This is a genomic window from Ruegeria sp. CDSC051, from assembly GCF_059610665.1.
On sequence record NZ_JBXWOC010000001.1, the window covers coordinates 461,674 to 480,866 of the forward strand.

The following is a 19,193-nucleotide window of genomic DNA, read 5'->3' on the forward strand; positions in this document are numbered from 1 at the left end:
TTCTTTTGACCGCGCCAACAGTCAAAGATGCGTGGCAAACAAGAAGGTGCTGCAAAAAGCGGCCCCGACACAGGGAGGATGTCCATGCTGGGACAAATGATGACGCAACCGTTGCTGATCTCGTCACTGATCGAGCATGCCGATCGCTATCATGGCCAAACCGAGATTTATTCTGTCGAAACTGACGGCAGTTTGACTGAAACAAACTGGTCGCAAGTCGCCGAGAACGCGCGAAAATTGGGCTCTGCACTGTTAGGTCTTGGGCTGGAACCGCACGCTCGGCTAGCGACATTGGCATGGAACAACCGCCGCCATCTGGAAATCTACTATGGCACTTCGGGTGCTGGATTCGTCTGCCACACCGTAAACCCCAGGCTGTTTCCAGAGCAGCTGACCTATATCATCAATCATGCGCAGGACCGGGTTCTGTTTTTCGACGCCACATTCATCCCGCTTGTCGCCGCTTTGAAGGACCAACTGACAGAGGTGCAGCATTTCGTGTTAATGGGTCCGCGGAATGATGACGCAATCGCGCAGGTTCCAGGGGTGCAGTTCTATGATGAGCTGATCGAAACCGGTGATTCCGGCTTTCAATGGCCGAGGCTGGACGAAAACACAGCCTCAAGCCTTTGTTACACTTCGGGCACAACCGGCAACCCCAAAGGGGTGCTCTATTCCCATCGCTCGACAGTTTTGCACAGTTTTGGGTCCAACACGCGTGACGTGATCGGATTTTCGGCGATGGATGTGGTACTGCCAGTTGTACCGATGTTCCATGTGAACGCTTGGGGATCGCCGTACGCTTGCGCGATGTCGGGGTCTCGGATGGTATTGCCGGGACCAGATTTGCATGGCGAGGCATTGGTCAATTTGATTGACAGCTATGGCGTGACACTGGCCATGGGTGTGCCGACGATCTGGCAGGGTCTGCTGGCCTCTGCCAAGAAGTCGGGCAGTCAACTGTCCAGTCTTGAGCGCACAGTTATTGGTGGGGCCGCATGTCCGCCGTCGATGATCGAGACGTTCCGCGAAACCTACGGTGTTGATACAGTCCACGCCTGGGGGATGAGCGAGATGAGCCCGCTGGGAACCGCGAACCAGCCCTTGGCGAAACATGGAAAACTGCCCAAAGAAGAGCAGTATGGGCTTCGGGAAAGTCAGGGCCGTCCTTGTTATGGGGTCGAATTGAAAATCGTTGATGATCTGGGCAATGAGCTTCCGCGCGACGGTGAAACACAGGGAGACCTGATGGTGCGCGGATACTGGGTATTGGACAGCTATTTCATGATGCAGGATCAGGGTCTGCTGCAAGACGGTTGGTTTGCCACTGGCGACGTGGCGACACTGGACCCGGACGGGTATATGACGATCCGAGATCGCTCAAAGGACATCATCAAGTCCGGCGGTGAATGGATCAGTTCGGTCGAGCTCGAAAATATCGCGGTGGCACATCCAAAGCTGGCAGGCGCAGCCGTTGTAGGTGTGCCGCATCCGAAATGGGACGAACGGCCCGTTCTTGTGGCGGTGAAAGCCGAGGGGGCAAACCCAAGCGAAGAAGAATTGCTGGCGTTTTTTGGTGGTAAGATAGCCAAGTGGCAGATCCCGGACAGGGTAGTCTTTGTGGACGCGCTGCCACTGAACGCGACTGGCAAGATCCTGAAACGCAACCTGCGGGAAGACTTCAAAGGTCTGCTGAGTACCTAGCGCAAGATCACTGGTCTGGCAGACACAAGCGAGATGGTTTGCCGGGTTTTCTGACTTCGCGGCGAACGTAGATCTATAGCCCCTCAGCCTTCTGAAGTTCCACGCCTGAAATCTGCCAGTTTGGGTTTCCTCGTGCGCCTGAAATACTCGAACGAACTGCCTGGCCAGTTGGTGGTTATCCGCTCGCCATCTTTGTAATAGCTGCGCTTGATCCGCGCCCACTGACTTTTGGCAAGACGCTGTTGCATCTCGTCATCGAAACGCAATGCCGCCTCAGGTTTTACTTCGATCGTGCCGTGATCGGCCGCCTTGATAAGTTGGATGACAAAACCGATTTGCGCTTCGATCATGGCCAGTACCGTCGTGTGGCCAAGGTTTGTGTTTGGTCCGTAAATAATGTGCAGATTGGGGAATTTGGGAACCGAAATACCAAGATAGGCCCGCGCACCACCCTTATCCCAAACATCGCGCAACAAGATACCATCACGTCCCTTGATATCAATAGCTTGCAGGAAGGGGTTGGATTGGAACCCGGTGCCAAGAATGACCACATCATGGTTGCGTTCGGTACCGTCTGTGGTCTTGATCCCATCTTTGGTGAAACAGTCGATTCCCTCCGTCACCAACTCAACCTTGTCCTGGTTCAGGGTCTGATAGTAGCTGTCCGAGACCAAAAGGCGACGCGCGCCGGGCGGGTATTTGGGCCGAAGCGCCTCGCGCAGTTTTGGGTCCGATATCGTCTTTTCCAGATGCCGGTTCAGTATGTTCTGCATCAGCATCTCGTGCAGTTTCGATCCTTTCATGACTGGAAAGATCTTGAATTCATTCTCGGCCCAAAGGCGGAAGCGATAAAGTTTTTGAAGGAAGGGCATCGAACGCATCAGCGACTTGAAGCTCTCGCCATAGGTCTTGTTGCCTTTGGGCATGACCCAATTTGCCGTGCGTTGATAAACTGTCAGAATGTCTGCCTGTTTGGCGATCTCTGGGATGAACTGCAGCGCGCTGGCTGCATTTCCAATCACAGCAACCGATTTGTCCTTCAGGTCGATATCATGGCGCCATTCGGCAGAATGGAATATGGTTCCCCCGAAGAGCTTCATCCCCGGTATCCCAATACGGTTGGGAAAGTGCAACTGACCAACCGAGCAAACCACGTGGCGGCAGAGATAGGTTTCATCTCCATTGCCCTTGGTCGTTACAGTCCACATTTCACTTGTCGGATCGAAGCTTGCTGAAGTGACGGCGCAGCCAAGGCGTAAATGCGCGATCACTCCGAATGTTTCCGCACAATCCCGGATGTAATCCAGAATCTCTTTCTGTCCCGACCATTTTCGGCTCCAGTCCGGCGTTTTGCTGAAAGAGTAAGAATACAAATGCGAGGGCACATCGCATTCCGCACCGGGATAGGTGTTATGCTGCCAAGTGCCCCCAAAATCAGTGGCCTTGTCGAGTATTGCGAAACTGTCGATTCCCGCTTGTCTGAGCTGGTAGCCCATACCAATGCCGCCAAAGCCAGCACCTATGATCAAACAGTTCACCTGCTTCATGATACTTCCTTATGCTCGTATGTCCGTTTCGCGACTTGTCAGTGGCGTTTCTGATCTGCCTGGTTTGGCTTTGGGACAAGCGTGACCGGCATAAAATCTTCTTTCAATTTATCTCAAGTTCACCTGAGCCTGCTAATAACTTGGGCCCAGACTAAGTCCTTCAATGCAAATGTAATTGGGAACTTATCCCTCAACTTTGGGTTGAAGGGAATGGAAAAATTAGAAGATGAACCTTTGAAACCGTTTATCATCTGCCCTGAGTTATGGCGAACGGCCTGAAGCAGGGTGTTTCTATAGTCGTAAAGATTTTGGAAGATTGGCTCCGGCGGTAGGGATCGAACCTACGACCAATTGATTAACAGTCAACTGCTCTACCGCTGAGCTACGCCGGAACGGTTCGCGCCGTATAGCAACCCGACTCTTCGGCGTCCAGTGGGGGGCGTGAGTTTTTTCGTCGAAAAAACGTGCACACAGCGAAGGCGGGCATCCATGATAATTTGCGGTGTGTTTTGGGGGTATTGGCTCCGGCGGTAGGGATCGAACCTACGACCAATTGATTAACAGTCAACTGCTCTACCGCTGAGCTACGCCGGAACGGTTCGCGCCATATAGCAACCCGAAATTTCGCCGTCCAGAGGGGAAGCGCGGTTTTGGAAAAAAAATTACCTCGGCATCTATGGGGTTCTGGCGAAGATCGCGCCGACGGATAATTTTGACTGCGGTGCAATCAGAAATCGGCATGTAAGATCAACGAGATGGGCGAATACATTCCGTTCGGCAGCGGGCAACAGGGCAGCGGGGGTTTCGGTATAGATTCGCTCGGCCAATTCCCGGGCGGTTCCTGGCCTGGTTTCCAATGCGGACAGAATCTGTTTTTCCCGGGCGCGCCGGTGGGTGATCAACCAATCGAGCCTTTTGGCAGGGTCGTTAATCGGTGCGCCATGCCCTGCGTGGAATACTGACCAGTTATGTTGTCCTAGCTTTTCGCAAGCCGCCATGAAATCGGTCAGATCACCATCAGGTGGTGACACCAATGAACTGGCCCAACCCATCACATGATCGGCGGTAAAGCAGACATCCCCCCAACCCAGCGCAATATGGTTACCAAGATGACCAGGCGTATGGATCACATTCAACTGCCACCCTTCGGCGGCGACTACATCTCCATCTTCGACTTCGATATGCGGGCGGAACGCCGTGTCGATCCCTTCACCTCCGCCTGCGAGCCCCTGATTGGCCAATTCGGCCATCACCTCACTGCGGCCTGCTTCGGGGCCTCCAAAAGCAATGATCTTTGCTTGCGTTCGTTCGGCCAGCGGTGCAGCAAGCGGAGAGTGGTCCAGATGAGAATGTGTGACAATGATGTGGCTGATCCGTTGTCCGGGTTTAACCGCGTTCAGGATTGCATCCAGATGGTCCGCATTGGCAGGGCCGGGGTCAATCACCGCAAGATCGGTTTGGCCAAGCAAGTATGTATTGGTGCCGCGATATGTCATCGGAGACGGGTTGGGGGCGAGAATCCGCCTTAGGCCCGGTTGTAACTCGTCATCTCGACCTGGCATTGGATTGAAATCGTCCGGTGCTTGCATTCTGCACTCTTTCTCTCGTCTGAACAGCCCGTTAGGTTTAACCCATGACGACGCAATGGCTCAAACTTTATATGCCGCGCAGCCTGTACGCACGGGCGGCTTTGATTCTCATTTTGCCGGTGGTGGTGATGCTGCTGGTGATTAGTGTCGCCTTTTTGCAAAAGCACCTGGAAGATGTCACCGCGCAAATGACTCGTGCCGCATCGCGTGAGGTTACGCTGGTTACGGATGTGATAGAACATTCTGAAACGCAGCATCAGGCGGTGGCCGAACTTCGGCCCGATCTGGCCGCGCTTGATATGAAACTGCGGTTTCTCGGGATAAACGAAACGCCAGTCATCGGGAATCGCCGCTGGTATGATTTCATTGCACCTCAAGTCGAATCCGAGTTGCGCGCTTTGCTTCCCGATCTTGTAGCGGTCGCCTTGCCAAGCGGGCAGGAGGCTCGATTGTATCTGCAGACGGATTTGGGTGTATTGCAGCTAACTTTCGACCGTCGGCGATTGTCCCCAACCGCGCCGCATCAGTTGATTGTGACCGTCTTGTTCTTTGCGATCATCATGACAACCATTTCGTTTTTGTACATGCGCAACCAGCTACGACCGATCACCCGTCTGGCTGAGGCTGCACAGGCGTTCGGACGCGGGCGGGTTGTTCCTTATTCGCCAGGCGGCGCGATCGAGGTGCGGGCCGCTGGCAGTGCGTTTCTGGATATGCGCGCCCGGATTGAGCGTCAGATGGAGCAGCGCACCATGATGCTGTCCGGTGTCAGCCACGATTTGCGAACGCCTTTGACGCGTCTCAAGCTTGGGCTGTCTTTGTTGCCCGAAGGTGAGGCAGCGCCATTGCAACAGGACGTGGATGAAATGCAGCTATTGCTGGACGCGTTTTTGGACTTTTCCAAAGGAGCGGCAGAGGTGGCGCCGGAATCCGTAGACCCTGAGAGGTTCCTTCGGCAGATCGTCAAGGATGCGTGCAGGGCAGGGCATAAGGTCGAATTGGTAAAGGTTGATGGCGCAGGAACCGCGATGTTGCGCCCGACGGCTATTCGTCGCGCGGTAGAGAACTTGATCGGGAATGCGGTCAGGTACGGAAATCGCGCTGAGATCAGCCTGTCGGTCTCCTCCAAATCGCTGCGTATCCGCGTCGAAGATGATGGTCCGGGTATTCCGCCCGAGCAGCGCACCGAAGCGGTCAAACCTTTCTCGCGATTGGATCCTGCGCGCAACCAGAATCGGGGCAGCGGTGTTGGTCTGGGGTTGGCCATTGTGGCAGATGTCGCCCGAGCCCATGGCGGCGTGCTTCGATTGGGCAAAAGCGAACATCTGGGCGGTCTGTGTGCCGATATTATCATCGGTCGCTAGAGCATCGTGCACCGGACCTCTGCTCTGCCAAATCTGGTGTGAGTTCATCTTGGATTGTCGGATGTTCAGTGACCGATAAACTGATTCAAGCGCCTGAAAAGTTACCGGGATATCCCGGGCGGGAATCGAAGATATGTCCTGAAATCGTGGGGCACTTGCCTCGCAACCTATTGTTAGGTCGTGGAGCATCTCTCTCTATTTTCGGGCCGATCGAGCGTTGTTTTTAAAGGTAAATTTGCGGATTTTGGTAGGCCCGGAGGGACTCGAACCCCCAACCAAAGCGTTATGAGCGCTCTGCTCTAACCAATTGAGCTACAGGCCCGCCTAGGCGCTTTGCCTATCATGGTGAACGCCCGCGTCAAGCCTGACCGTTGCAACATCTCCAACAATCGACTAACCCGCGCGGGAACCATTCAAAAGAGGTTGGCCATGACAGCAGGCAAAAACGGAATCACCTACGCGGATGCGGGCGTTGATATTGATGCGGGGAATGCTCTGGTCGACCGGATAAAACCTGCTGCCAAGCGGACCAATAGATCCGGTGTGATGAGCGGGCTGGGCGGGTTCGGCGCATTGTTCGACCTGAAGGATGCAGGTTATCGGGATCCGATTCTTGTCGGCGCCACCGACGGTGTTGGCACCAAGTTGCGGATCGCGATTGATACAGGCCTGGTCGATGGCGTCGGTATCGATCTTGTGGCCATGTGCGTCAACGATCTGATCTGTCAGGGGGCCGAGCCACTTTTCTTCCTCGACTATTTCGCCACAGGCAAACTGGATACCGAGACCGCCGCACGGATCATTGAGGGCATTGCCGAAGGCTGCGTTCAATCGGATTGCGCATTGATTGGCGGCGAAACTGCCGAGATGCCGGGCATGTATCCCGATGGTGATTTCGATTTGGCCGGGTTTTCAGTCGGTGCGATGGAGCGCGGCGCACACCTTCCTGCAGATGTTCAACAGGGTGACGTGTTGCTTGGGCTGGCCTCAAACGGGGTGCATTCCAATGGCTATTCGCTAGTGCGCAAGCTGGTCGAGATCTCGGGCTTGGGTTGGGATGCGGCATCGCCCTTTGGGGATGGATCGCTGGGCGAGGCACTGCTGACCCCGACGCGCCTTTACGTGAAACCTGCGCTACAGGCGATCCGGACAGGCGGGGTGCATGCGCTCGCCCATATCACCGGCGGTGGCCTGACCGAAAACCTGCCACGGGTGCTGCCCGAAGGGCTGGGTGCCCAGATCGACTTGAACTCCTGGGATTTGCCACCCGTATTCCGCTGGATGGCAGAAACCGGCGGTATTGCTGAATCCGAGATGCTCAAGACTTTCAACTGCGGCATCGGCATGATCGTGGTTTGCGACGCAGAGCAGGCCGACGACCTGTCCGCACTGCTGGCCCAAGCTGGTGAGACGGTTTCGCGGATTGGCACCGTAACCGACACCGCAGGAGTGGCCTATTCGGGCAAATTGCAGTGAGCCATAAGCGCGTCGCCATTCTGCTCTCAGGCGGGGGGTCGAATATGGTCTCTCTGGTCGACAGCATGACCGGTGACCATCCGGCCAGACCTTGTTTGGTCTTGTCGAACGATGCTGAGGCTGGGGGACTGAAAAAGGCAGCTGATCGGGGAATTGCAACGGCAGCCGTAGATCACCGGCCATTCAAGGGCGACCGCGCAGCTTTTGAGGCCGAGCTGCTGAAACCGTTAGAGCAAGCACAACCGGACATCGTGTGTTTGGCTGGGTTCATGCGGGTGCTGACCGGTGATTTCGTCTCGCGCTTTCAGGGTCGGATGCTGAACATCCACCCGTCACTGTTGCCAAAATACAAGGGTCTGAACACCCATGCCCGTGCGATTGCAGCAGGTGATATTGAGCATGGATGCTCGGTTCACGAAGTGACCGCAGCGCTGGACGATGGCCCAATCTTGGGGCAAGCCCGCCTGAATATTGAGGCTGGAGACACTCCTGAGACTTTGGCGGCGCGCGTTCTGACCTACGAACACAGGCTTTATCCGGCCGTATTGCGCCGCTTTGCCGGAAATGACCGCACGCCGGTGCTTTTGCCGTGAATCCCGCGGGGTGATTTACACGCGGTTGCCATTCGGCCTATGGTTCGCCCGACGGCCCGGAAACGTGTAGGACTGACGGGTGATTAAAAACAAAAGCAAGAATAGCACCACGAATGAAAACCCTCACGACGACGCAAGAGCTGGCCGATTTCTGCAAAGCGGCTGCGGCCTTTGATTACGTAACCGTAGATACCGAGTTCCTGCGCGAACGGACCTACTATTCAAAACTTTGCCTGCTTCAACTGGCGGTCCCGTCGCCCGACGAAGACAGCGCCGTTTTGGTCGACCCGTTGGCCGAAGGGATGACTCTGGAGCCTTTGTACGAGCTCTTCGCCGATGAAAGCGTGGTCAAAGTATTTCACGCAGCCCGTCAGGATCTTGAGATTTTCTGGGTTGAGGCGGGTGTGTTCCCCAACCCTCTGTTCGACACGCAGGTCGCTGCTATGGTCTGCGGATTTGGCGAGCAGGTTGGCTATGAAACCCTGGTGCGCAAGATTTGTAAGGAAGGCGTGGACAAGACCTCTCGATTCACCGACTGGTCACGCCGCCCGCTGTCCGAGGCGCAAAAGACCTATGCGCTGGCGGATGTAACGCATCTGCGGAAAATCTATGAATATCTGGCGGCCGAGCTGACGAAAACCAAGCGCAGCCATTGGGTCGCCGAAGAGCTGCGCACGCTGACGCAATCCGGCACCTATGAGATCCAGCCCGAAAACGCGTGGAAGCGTATCAAAACCCGGACGAACTCGGCCAAGTTTCTGGCCGTTGTTCGCGAGTTGGCCGAGTTCCGCGAAGCCTATGCGCAGGAAAACAACGTACCGCGCAGCCGTGTGTTCAAAGATGACGCGCTGATCGAACTGGCATCGACCAAGCCGAAATCTTTCTCAGATTTGGGTGGATCGCGCCTGCTGCTGCGCGAGGCCCGCAAAGGGGTCATTGCGGATGGGATTCTGGCCGCCGTCAAAAAGGGTGTTAATTGCCCACCAGAAAAATTGCCCAAGATTGATACCAGCCGTGACAAGTTGAAGGTAAATCCTGCGCTTGCCGACCTATTGCGGGTGCTGCTGAAATCAAAAACGGAAAGCTCGGGCGTGGCCGCCAAACTGATTGCTACCAGTTCCGAACTGGATCAGATCGCAGCCGGTGAACGGGAATTACCTGCAATGTCCGGTTGGCGGTTCGAGGTATTCGGCGAAGATGCCCTGAAACTGTGCGATGGCAAAATCGCCCTGGCAGCTAAAGGGCAGACCGTCACGGTCGTAGAGCTTTAGCAGGAATTATCTGCGGCGGGATTCCAGGGCATTTTGTTCCCCTTTGACACGGACCAGCCGAATGTTTGCAAGCTCGTCTCGGCTGATATTGATTGCATTGGATACCCTTCGGGACCGTTCGGTCCCCTGGCTTGTCGCATATGACGGGTAGTCGACACGGAACGTGAATTCGAGAATGCCGTTTTTTGCATTCTCTTCGCTTTCAACACGAACAAGCCGCGCATTATATGCACCCTGCCTTGCAGCAATCCCAGTCGTGTAAACGATAGCTCCATTCGGAATTGGATCGATCCGCAATTCTTCGATCTTGGCGATCGGGAAGCTCTTATCCTCGGGTGGCTTCTTGGAAAACAGGCCAACACCATCGTCTGTCTGGGGAACCAGCGCATTTGCATCGTTCACCGAGACTTCAGAGGGTGCCGGAGTACTGGACCCAAACCAGTTTGTCGGGTTGACCCGAGAATCACGCCAAGCGCTGCAAGCCGACAGGGTCAAGGCAGCAGCCAAAAGAACAGACAGTGATTTCTTCATCGTCACAACACCCAGAGCAGTCTATATGGCAATGAGTTATCGCACTTTTCCGGGTTTGAAAAGCCACGTGGGGGGCTGGACAGATGCTGGTCAGGATCATAGTTCAAAAATGTGAACCCAATGAGAGGACAGCCCCGAGATGGCGACACCTGCTTTTGAAGAAATCGTCGAAGATTTCGAATTCCTGGAGGACTGGGAAGACCGGTACCGCCATGTCATCGAGCAGGGGAAAGCGATGGCGCCATTGGATGATGCGTTGAAGGTGCCTGCAACCAAAGTCCATGGTTGCGCCAGCCAGGTCTGGCTGCATCCCAGTGTCGAGGGAGGGACCTTTCATTTTGACGGCGACAGTGATGCTCTGATCGTGAGGGGGCTGATTGCGGTTCTGCGATCCCTATATAACGGCCTGCCGGTTCAAGAAGTCCCGCAGGTTGACGCAGGAGGCGAACTGGCGCGGCTGGGGTTAAACGATCATCTTTCCGCGCAACGATCTAACGGTTTGAGGGCGATGATCGACCGTATCCGCGAGGTCGCGATAGAGGCCGCCTAAAGCGGGCGGCTGGCCCAGTCGCTCAGCGTGGATTGCAGATCACCATAACCGGTGAAACGGCGCTCGAAAGCCAGGCCCATTCGGTCTGCGCACTCCTTGGCCCGTTCGGTCAGAACCGCATCATCAGTCTGTGCCTGATAAACCAGTTTCGTGTAGTTGCCGAAATACATTTCCCTAAGCTCGGGGTGGCGATCCAGCCCCAGCGGCTTCCAGACGAAGGCATCGAATTGACGTGCCAGAAAATCTGTTAGGTAGAACGCTGTAGTTTCATCCTCGCCGCGATTTTCAAAGACCTGGTTCCCCTCGAAGAAAGAATAGCAGTGGGGCCCTTTAATCATCTCCACGCCCATCTCCTCGCAGGCCTTCTGCAACAGGCCACCGGTGCCGCAATCTGCGTAGACGACATAAACTTTATCGTATTGGTCGCGGTGTTTGGCAACGGCCTCTTCCACCGTCTGCGTGATCCGTTCCGGGTGGACGTGCAAGATGGCGGGCAGGCAGGTCAGTTCCATATGATCCCAGCCATTGCGGCGCTTGAGATCCAGGATTTCCCGCGCCAGAGCACCACAGGCCAGCAACAGAATGCGCCCTGCGCCGTGATGGTCTGAATAGCCCTGCGTTGTCAGGCTGGCGTCGTCGGGAAGTTGGTCCTGAGTCATTTCGCGCCTCTTTCTCGTTATCTAGAAAATCGGCTTATTCGGTGGCTGGCAAGCCCGTATTCGACACATAATGTCGGCTTCGGATCAGGGTAGGGTGAATAAATGAAAAAGACCGCCCGAAAACCGGACGGCCTTGTAATGGCTTAGATGTCGATCAACCCGCCAGCTGATTGTGCTTGCGCGAGACAAAATCCTTTGCCGTCTCAACAGCTACGGCCGCGTCACGGCAATAGGCATCAGCGCCGATCGCCTTGCCGAACTCTTCGTTCAAAGGCGCACCGCCAACCAGCACGATATAGTCGTCGCGACGACCCTGTTCGATCAGGGTGTCGATCACGACTTTCATATACGGCATGGTCGTGGTCAGCAGGGCCGACATGCCCAGGATATCGGGCTGTTCAGTATCAAGCGCTTCGAGGTAGTTTTCGACAGGGTTGTTGATGCCGATATCAACAACCTCGAATCCGGCGCCTTCCATCATCATTGACACCAGGTTTTTGCCAATGTCGTGAATGTCGCCTTTAACAGTGCCGATCACCATTTTACCAACGCGCGGTGCGCCGGTTTCGGCCAGCAGCGGCTTGAGGATAAACATGCCGCCCTTCATTGCGTTTGCGGCCAGCAAGACCTCGGGTACGAACAGAATGCCGTCACGGAAGTCGTGGCCCACAACCGTCATGCCGCCGACCAGTGCCTTGGTCAGGATGTCATAAGGTGTCCATCCGCGCTCCAGCAGGATGTTCACACCTTCTTCGATTTCTTCTTTCAGACCGTCGTAAAGGTCATCGAACATCTGTTCGACCAGTTCGTCGTCGTTCAGTTCGGACAGGACGATGTCTTCTTCATCGGACATGGGGCGTTTCCCTGAGCTGTTCGGGCCTTGCGCCCGTGGTGGCATTTTTTCCGTTTTGGCCATTTCGCCGTAATACTACTGTGACGATTGCGACCTTGGCAGTTCCGAGACCGACCTATAGGCCAAATTTGTCGTTATCTCGACGTCATTTTACACATGAACATCCTGCAATTCGTTCAAATGCACCAATTGTTCAGGGCCTGATTGGGGTTCTGATGATGCCTCAGCAAGGTAAATGTGCCGCTTGCCGGACCGGTCGATATTCCATATACCAAATAGCATGAACAAAAGTAGAACAAACCTTCCTTCGGCCATTGCCAAGGGGCGAGCAGCCACGGAAAATACGGCAGGCAGATTCGAACGGTTTGACACAATCCCCTGCGATGACGGCTGGGGGTATGATGACGATCTTCCTCCGTTGCGGACTGAAGTCAGGCACGAGACGGCACGCAGCATAATCACTTATAACCGCTCCCCCGACTTGCCATTTGATCGTTCGATCAACCCCTACCGGGGGTGCGAGCACGGCTGCATCTATTGCTTTGCACGGCCCAGCCACGCCTATCTGGGTCTGTCGCCGGGGCTGGATTTTGAGACGCGCTTGATTGCCCGACCCAATGCGGCCGAGCTTCTTCGCAAAGAGCTTTCTGCGAAAGGTTACAGTGTTGCGCCGATTGCGATTGGAACCAATACCGACCCTTATCAGCCAGTTGAAAAAAACCTGGGAATCACAAGGTCTTGTTTGTCGGTGCTTACAGAGTTTCGCCATCCGGTTGCGATTGTGACCAAGGGGGCACTGATCGAACGTGACCTCGATCTGCTCGCACAGATGGCGGAACAGGGTTTGGTTCGGGTCGGGATATCTCTGACCACGTTGGATGCGGATTTATCGCGCCGAATGGAGCCACGGGCGCCCGCGCCAAATCGGCGCCTGAAAATCATTCGCAGGCTGACCGAAGCGGGGGTTCCGGTGCGGGTCATGACCTCTCCTTCAATTCCCGGTTTGACAGATCATGAGATGGAAAGCCTGTTAGAGGCGGGCAGGGATGCCGGGGCGGATGCAGCAAGCTGGATTATGCTGCGGTTGCCGCGCGAAGTTTCGGAACTTTGGCAAACCTGGCTGCAAGAGCAAGAGCCAACGCGCGCCGAAAAAGTCATGTCCAAGCTTCGGCAAATGCACGGGGGCAGGGACTATGATCCGCGTTGGGGCCACCGAATGCGCGGTGAGGGCGAATATGCCGAGATGGTGGCTAAACGGTTTTCACTGGCTGTAAAGCGACTGGGCCTTGCAACGCGCACCCCGAAGCTGCGGTGCGATTTGTTCGATATCCCGCCCCAAGCCGGGGACCAGTTGACGCTGTTCTAACAAATCAGCCCCGGATTCTGGTCCGGGGCTGTTTGGTTTGTTGGGGATCGAAATCAGCGTTTTTCGATGTCCACGTAATCGCGACTGGTTTCGCCCAGATAGAGCTGGCGCGGGCGGCCGATTTTGTTCTGTGGATCTGCGATCATCTCTTTCCACTGACTGACCCAGCCAACGGTGCGCGACAGTGCGAAAATCGGGGTGAACATCGATGTCGGGAAACCCATCGCCTCGAGGATGATCCCTGAATAGAAGTCCACGTTCGGGAACAGTTTCTTTTCGGAGAAATACGGATCTTCCAGTGCCTGTTTTTCCAGCGCCTTGGCGACTTGCAGCTTGGGATTGTCCTCAATCCCCAGCAGATCCAACACTTCGTCGGCGGATTGCTTCATAACCTTGGCGCGCGGGTCAAAGTTCTTATAGACGCGGTGACCAAAGCCCATCAGGCGGAACGGATCAGCCTTGTCTTTGGCGCGGGCGATAAATTCCGGGATACGGTCAACCGTGCCAATTTCTTCCAGCATTTCAAGGCAGGCCTGGTTTGCGCCGCCATGGGCAGGGCCCCAAAGACACGCGATACCAGCGGCAATACACGCAAACGGGTTCGCCCCCGAGGACGAGGCCAAACGCACAGTCGAAGTCGAGGCATTCTGTTCGTGATCCGCGTGCAGAGTAAAGATGCGGTCCATCGCGCGGCTGAGGATTGGGTTCACCTCATATTCCTCGGCAGGGACGCTGAAGCACATGCGCAGGAAGTTTGACGCATAATCCAGATCGTTGCGCGGGTACACGAAAGGCTGACCGGTGTGATACTTGTAAGCCCAGGCAGCTATGGTCGGCATCTTGGCGATCAGACGATGGGATGCGACCTCACGCTGATGCGGGTCGGAAACATCGGTCGAATCGTGATAGAACGCAGACATCGCGCCCACGACACCAACCATGATCGCCATCGGATGCGCATCACGGCGGAAGCCACGATAGAAATATTGCATCTGTTCGTGCAGCATGGTGTGGCGGGTGATCGTGGTTTCAAACTTTTCCAGTTCCTTGGCCGCCGGCAGCTCTCCATAAAGCAACAGGTAGCACACTTCGAGGAAATGCGATTTCTCGGCCAACTGGTCGATCGGATAGCCACGGTGCAGCAGTTCACCTTTTTCGCCGTCGATATAGGTGATGGTGCTGTCGCAGCTGGCGGTCGATGTGAAGCCGGGGTCATAGGTGAACACATCCGCTTCGCTGTACAGCTTGCGGATGTCGATGACATCAGGTCCCACGGTAGGCGAATGAACCGGCAACTCGTATGTTTTACCATGTACGGTCAAAGTGGCTGATTTATTGCTGTCGGTCATAATGTCCCTTCCTCATTCATACGTGAAACGGATCGTCGTCCGTTTCGGCGGGCAACGGTTGCGCACTGGGGCGCAGCCCGGGTGTTAGCGGAGCAGCGTTACCCAAATGTGAAACCTTTGGTTATGTCGCTGCGTCGGAGAGCCGTGCCAGGGTTTCATCCCGCCCAAGCACAAGCATCATATCAAAAACCGAAGGCGTTACAGCCCGACCAGCCAATGCAGCGCGCAACGGCCCTGCCAGCTTGCCAAACTTTAGCCCTTTCGCTTCTGCAAACGAGTTCAGGGCACTCTCCAGTTCGTTCCGGGTCCAGCTAGCATTTTGCACGTGCGGCGTCAATTCACTCAGTATACCGTCGGATACAGAGGACAGCGCCTTTGCAGCCTTCTCATCAGGTTTAATCGGGCGTGACGTCAGCACAAAATGCGCTTTTTCAAGGAGTTCCGGGAATGTGCGTGCCCGATCCTTGAGGCAATACATCGCACGTTCCAGATCACCTGATTGTGCATTGGTGAGAGCGGGCAGTCCCGCCGCCGCCAAGTATCCCTGAATTTCCTGCCGCAACGCGGCATCGCCAGTGATTGGAATATGCTGACCACATAGATTCTCGAGCTTTTTCAGATCGAACCGTGCAGGGCTTTTACCGATTCCAGCCAGATCGAACCACTCTTTCGCCTGCTCATCTGTAAAGAATTCGTCATCCCCATGGCTCCAGCCGAGACGGGCTAGATAGTTGCGCATACCCGCGGCCGGGTACCCCATCGCCTGATATTCTTGGGCACCCAAAGCTCCGTGACGTTTGGATAGTTTCTTGCCGTCCGGGCCATGAATCAGCGGAATATGTGCCCAGACCGGAACATCCCAACCCATGGCTTCATAGATCATCATCTGGCGTGCGGCATTATTCAGGTGATCGTCGCCCCGGATAACATGGGTCACACCCATGTCGTGATCATCCACAACAACCGCCAGCATATAAACCGGTGTTCCGTCCGAGCGCAGCAGGATCATGTCGTCCAACTGATCGTTGCGGATTGTCACGTCGCCCTGAACCTGATCGCGGATCACGGTGACCCCGTCCCGCGGTGCCTTTATGCGGATCGCATATGGGGCGTCAGGTTGGGTCGAAGGGTCAGCGTCGCGCCAGGGGCTCTGGAACAGTGTCGATTTTCCCTCTGCACGCGCCTGTTCGCGAAAGGCTGTGATCTCGTCCTGGGTCGAAAAACATTTGTAGGCTTTGCCGTCCGCCAGCAGCTGATGTGCCACTTCAGCATGACGCGGGGCGCCTTCGAATTGGCTGATCACATCGCCATCATGGTCCAGGCCCAACCAGGACATCCCCTGAAGAATTGCTGCAGTAGCCTCTGGGGTTGAGCGTTCGCGGTCCGTGTCTTCAATCCGCAATAAGAACTTGCCACCACGTCCCCGAGCAAAGAGCCAGTTGAACAATGCAGTGCGCGCGCCGCCGATGTGAAGAAAACCAGTGGGTGAAGGTGCAAAACGGGTGACGACCTGATCGGACATAGTGTGGATTAACCTTTTGGTAACCGTGTCGGGCTTAACTTGGCGCCTGTCTAACGAGCCCGAAGGACGGGGGCAACCATGCGTGTTCTGGCACGGGTCGAGACCGCATTGCTGAGCCAGACAGGCTATTTGTTTCAGTGGTCACCAGTGTGCTTGGCCATTGGCATCGGCCTGTATTTCGCGCTCCGGTTCGAGCCGGGGTGGCAGATTTACATTTGTTTCAGCGCGGTGATTGTTGCGGCTATGGGGATGGCCCGCAAATCGCGGTCTGGCTGGGCTTCGTTGGCAATCGGGGGGACGCTGATCGCTGCCGGGTTTATCCTGGCCGGCGCACGTGCCCATACGGTGGCAGAGCCGGTTCTGTCTTGGCGGTACTATGGCCCGGTCGAGGGACGTGTTGTCGCCATAGACCGCTCTGCGTCGGATGCGCTGCGGGTGACGCTCGATCGGGTGCGATTAGGGGACGTGCCCTTGGATCGACGACCGCGGCGCGTCCGACTTTCCCTGCATGGTGGGGATGTCGCGCTGGTTCCTGGGCAAAGGATCATGACAACAGGTCATCTGTCGCCGCCTCAGGGGCCGGTAGAGCCCGGCGGTTTCGATTTCCGTCGCCACGCATGGTTTCAGCGTTTAGGGGCGGTCGGATACACGCGCGTACCGGTGTTGTCGGTTGCCCCGCCGGACAGGACCAATCTCCGCATCACGGCGTGGAGGATGGCGATTTCTGAACATGTGCGCGCATTGCTGCCTGGAGAGGTCGGAGGTTTCGCCGCGGCTGTCACGACGGGTGATCGCAGCGGAATGGGGCAGGAAACGCTGAACAATCTACGGGCATCTAATCTGGCTCATCTGTTGGCGATATCCGGATTGCATATGGGGTTGCTGACAGGTTTTGTTTATCTGATCTGCAGGGTCACGCTGTCTGCTGTCCCGGTGCTCGCTCTTAGACTTCCGGTCCGCAAGATTGCAGCGGTTTGCGCCTTGGTCGCGGCGGTTGTTTATCTATTGCTGTCTGGCGGGAATGTCGCAACAGAGCGGGCCTTTATCATGGTCAGCGTAATGCTGGGGGCCATTTTGATCGACAGAAGGTCAATTTCGCTACGCGCGGTGGCCGTCGCTGCCCTTATCGTGCTGTCGTTGCGACCAGAATCTCTGTTAAGTCCCGGTTTTCAGATGTCCTTTGCTGCAACAACGGCACTGGTGGCCGTTTTCGGAGCCTTACGCGGTTTCGGTTCTGCTTTCGGGCCAAAATGGCTACGGCCCATTATCGGGGTGTTGATGTCATCTGCCATAGCGGGGCTTGCCACCGCACCGATTGGGGCGGCGCATTTCAATTCACTGTCTCACTATGGGCTGGTTGCGAATATGCTGTCGGTCCCGGTGATGGGAACCGTCGTGGTTCCTGCGGCCGTTATTGCCGCAATCCTGGCGCCATTCGGGCTTGAGTGGATTGGGCTGGCGGTCATGGGGGCAGGGTTGGAATGGATTCTGGCGGTTTCAGACTGGATCTCGAGACTGGAAGGTGCGCAAGGTTACGTGGTCAGTCCACCGTCCTACGTCTTGCCCATATTTGCATTGGGCGCGCTCTGGATCGCCTTGTGGCGCGGTGGGGCAAGGTGGGTCGGCGTCGCACCTTGCATGGTGGCGATTGCGCTTTGGGGGCAGGGTAACCGTCCGGAAGTTTTGGTCGCAGACTCCGGTGGGTTAGTTGGTGTGATGACTGATCAGGGGCGCGCGCTGAGCAAGGAAAAGGGCAGCAAATTTATTGCAACCGTATGGCTTGAAAACGACGGAGACGGCGCGAGCCAGAAAACTGCCGCAAATCGCTGGCCCGATGGGAAAGATTTGTCGCAAAGATATTTCTGGCAGGGCAAAGAGCTGATTCACCTCACTGGCAAACGATCTGCGCGCGAATTCAGCGAATGTGGAGATGACCAAATCGTCATCTCTGCTGTTCCGGTCCAGCTGTCCGGCACCTGTATGGTGATTGATCCCGAGTTGTTGAACAAGACAGGAAGTATTGCACTGTCCGGCGGAAACGTAATGACCAGTGCCGAAGTCATAGGCAAAAGGCTGTGGTCGCCAGACAACTAAAGATCAATAGCTTCGGATCAGCCCAACCAAACGGCCCTGAACCTTGACCTTATCTTCGGGCAGTACACGCGTTTCATAGGCCGGGTTGGCAGCCTCAAGCGCTATCGCCTGACCTCTCCGATAGAACCGTTTGAGCGTTGCTTCCTGATCTTCGACCAGCGCGACAACGATATCGCCATTATCAGCCGCGGAGGTTTCGCGGATGACGACCACATCGCCGTCGTTGATGCCAGCGTCAATCATCGAATCGCCGCGTACTTCAAGTGCGTAGTGCTCGCCTCTGCCGGAAACCATGCTTCCGGGGACGGCAACGCGGTGCGAGACATGGCTGATCGCCTCGATCGGAACACCTGCTGCGATGCGTCCCATGACCGGCAATTCCATTGCGTCTACGGTCACTGGTTCGAAATTCGCGGGGCGTTTGCCTTCGGGCTTGTCACCTTCGATAACACGGGGTTTGAAAGCGACTGTTGGCTCTCCTCCCAGGCTTTCAGGAAGTTTGACGATTTCGATGGCACGGGCACGATGGGCCAGACGACGGATAAAGCCGCGTTCTTCAAGCGCTGTGATCAACCGATGGATGCCGGATTTGGACCGCAGGTCCAGCGCAGCTTTCATTTCATCGAAACTTGGGGGGACGCCATCCGCCTGAACGCGTTTATGGATGAACTCCAACAAATCCAACTGCTTCTTGGTCAGCATTGCTCACACCTCGTCGCTCATGC

Annotated in this window: 16 protein-coding genes and 3 tRNA genes; 8 read left to right on the forward strand and 11 right to left on the reverse strand. The window is 55.8% G+C overall.

Annotation, left to right across the window (positions count from 1 at the left end):
- The first annotated feature begins 84 nt into the window (after window positions 1-84).
- A complete protein-coding gene (locus AC2FH0_RS02280; protein ID WP_496708497.1) occupies window positions 85-1,704 on the forward strand; it encodes a long-chain-fatty-acid--CoA ligase in 1,620 nt (539 codons plus the stop codon).
- 83 nt (window positions 1,705-1,787) lie between these two features.
- Here the strand turns inward: AC2FH0_RS02280 and AC2FH0_RS02285 are convergent, their stop codons facing one another.
- The 4 genes from AC2FH0_RS02285 to AC2FH0_RS02300 form a co-directional block, all read right to left on the reverse strand.
- A complete protein-coding gene (locus tag AC2FH0_RS02285) occupies window positions 1,788-3,251 on the reverse strand; it encodes a flavin-containing monooxygenase (RefSeq protein WP_496788449.1) in 1,464 nt (487 codons plus the stop codon).
- A 317-nt stretch (window positions 3,252-3,568) separates the two neighbouring features.
- Window positions 3,569-3,643: transfer RNA gene (locus tag AC2FH0_RS02290), tRNA-Asn, on the reverse strand.
- A gap of 127 nt (window positions 3,644-3,770) precedes the next feature.
- Window positions 3,771-3,845, reverse strand: a tRNA-Asn gene (locus tag AC2FH0_RS02295).
- Window positions 3,846-3,925: 80 nt separating this feature from the next.
- A complete protein-coding gene (locus AC2FH0_RS02300; protein WP_496788452.1) occupies window positions 3,926-4,840 on the reverse strand; it encodes an MBL fold metallo-hydrolase in 915 nt (304 codons plus the stop codon).
- Window positions 4,841-4,884: 44 nt separating this feature from the next.
- Between AC2FH0_RS02300 and AC2FH0_RS02305 the strand changes: the two genes are divergently transcribed.
- Window positions 4,885-6,204: an ATP-binding protein gene (locus AC2FH0_RS02305; protein ID WP_142633580.1), complete on the forward strand. Its 1,320-nt coding sequence runs from the start codon at window positions 4,885-4,887 to the stop codon at window positions 6,202-6,204.
- Between the two features lie 245 nt (window positions 6,205-6,449).
- Here AC2FH0_RS02305 and AC2FH0_RS02310 read toward each other — a convergent pair.
- Window positions 6,450-6,526, reverse strand: a tRNA-Ile gene (locus AC2FH0_RS02310).
- A gap of 107 nt (window positions 6,527-6,633) precedes the next feature.
- On the opposite strand from AC2FH0_RS02310, the gene purM reads away from it, so the two are divergent.
- The 3 genes from purM to rnd all read left to right on the forward strand — a co-directional run bounded on the left by purM (window position 6,634) and on the right by rnd (window position 9,544).
- Complete coding sequence (purM, locus tag AC2FH0_RS02315) at window positions 6,634-7,680, forward strand: phosphoribosylformylglycinamidine cyclo-ligase (RefSeq protein WP_496788454.1); 1,047 nt, start codon at window positions 6,634-6,636, stop codon at window positions 7,678-7,680.
- Entirely contained in the window at window positions 7,677-8,273 is a 597-nt protein-coding gene (purN, locus tag AC2FH0_RS02320) for a phosphoribosylglycinamide formyltransferase (protein WP_496695576.1), read from the forward strand. The genes purM and purN overlap by 4 nt, the downstream gene beginning before the upstream one ends.
- A gap of 113 nt (window positions 8,274-8,386) precedes the next feature.
- Complete coding sequence (gene rnd / locus AC2FH0_RS02325) at window positions 8,387-9,544, forward strand: ribonuclease D (protein WP_496688199.1); 1,158 nt, start codon at window positions 8,387-8,389, stop codon at window positions 9,542-9,544.
- 6 nt (window positions 9,545-9,550) lie between these two features.
- On the opposite strand, the gene AC2FH0_RS02330 is transcribed toward rnd, so the two are convergent.
- A complete protein-coding gene (locus AC2FH0_RS02330) occupies window positions 9,551-10,075 on the reverse strand; it encodes a hypothetical protein (protein ID WP_271947285.1) in 525 nt (174 codons plus the stop codon).
- A gap of 139 nt (window positions 10,076-10,214) precedes the next feature.
- Here AC2FH0_RS02330 and AC2FH0_RS02335 point away from each other — a divergent pair, with 139 nt between their 5' ends.
- Window positions 10,215-10,625: a SufE family protein gene (locus tag AC2FH0_RS02335; protein WP_142633588.1), complete on the forward strand. Its 411-nt coding sequence runs from the start codon at window positions 10,215-10,217 to the stop codon at window positions 10,623-10,625.
- On the opposite strand, the gene AC2FH0_RS02340 is transcribed toward AC2FH0_RS02335, so the two are convergent.
- A complete protein-coding gene (locus AC2FH0_RS02340) occupies window positions 10,622-11,284 on the reverse strand; it encodes a DUF1638 domain-containing protein (RefSeq protein WP_496788456.1) in 663 nt (220 codons plus the stop codon). The genes AC2FH0_RS02335 and AC2FH0_RS02340 overlap by 4 nt on opposite strands.
- 154 nt (window positions 11,285-11,438) lie before the next feature.
- Entirely contained in the window at window positions 11,439-12,137 is a 699-nt protein-coding gene (locus tag AC2FH0_RS02345; RefSeq protein ID WP_271947279.1) for a corrinoid protein, read from the reverse strand.
- 280 nt (window positions 12,138-12,417) lie between these two features.
- On the opposite strand from AC2FH0_RS02345, the gene AC2FH0_RS02350 reads away from it, so the two are divergent.
- A complete protein-coding gene (locus AC2FH0_RS02350; protein WP_496691186.1) occupies window positions 12,418-13,503 on the forward strand; it encodes a PA0069 family radical SAM protein in 1,086 nt (361 codons plus the stop codon).
- A gap of 53 nt (window positions 13,504-13,556) precedes the next feature.
- Here the strand turns inward: AC2FH0_RS02350 and gltA are convergent, their stop codons facing one another.
- Both gltA and gltX read right to left on the reverse strand, forming a co-directional pair.
- The gene (gene gltA / locus AC2FH0_RS02355) at window positions 13,557-14,852 is read right to left on the reverse strand and encodes a citrate synthase (protein WP_142633596.1); all 1,296 of its coding nucleotides are present in this window, start codon (window positions 14,850-14,852) and stop codon (window positions 13,557-13,559) included.
- Between the two features lie 121 nt (window positions 14,853-14,973).
- Window positions 14,974-16,374, reverse strand: a complete 1,401-nt coding sequence (gene gltX, locus AC2FH0_RS02360) for a glutamate--tRNA ligase (RefSeq protein WP_496688195.1) — start codon at window positions 16,372-16,374, stop codon at window positions 14,974-14,976.
- A gap of 78 nt (window positions 16,375-16,452) precedes the next feature.
- Here gltX and AC2FH0_RS02365 point away from each other — a divergent pair, with 78 nt between their 5' ends.
- Complete coding sequence (locus tag AC2FH0_RS02365; RefSeq protein WP_496788458.1) at window positions 16,453-18,468, forward strand: ComEC/Rec2 family competence protein; 2,016 nt, start codon at window positions 16,453-16,455, stop codon at window positions 18,466-18,468.
- 3 nt (window positions 18,469-18,471) lie between these two features.
- Here AC2FH0_RS02365 and lexA read toward each other — a convergent pair whose 3' ends face one another.
- Window positions 18,472-19,170, reverse strand: coding sequence for a transcriptional repressor LexA (gene lexA / locus AC2FH0_RS02370; protein WP_282021212.1), 699 nt, complete (start codon window positions 19,168-19,170; stop codon window positions 18,472-18,474).
- Between the last annotated feature and the right edge of the window lie 23 nt (window positions 19,171-19,193).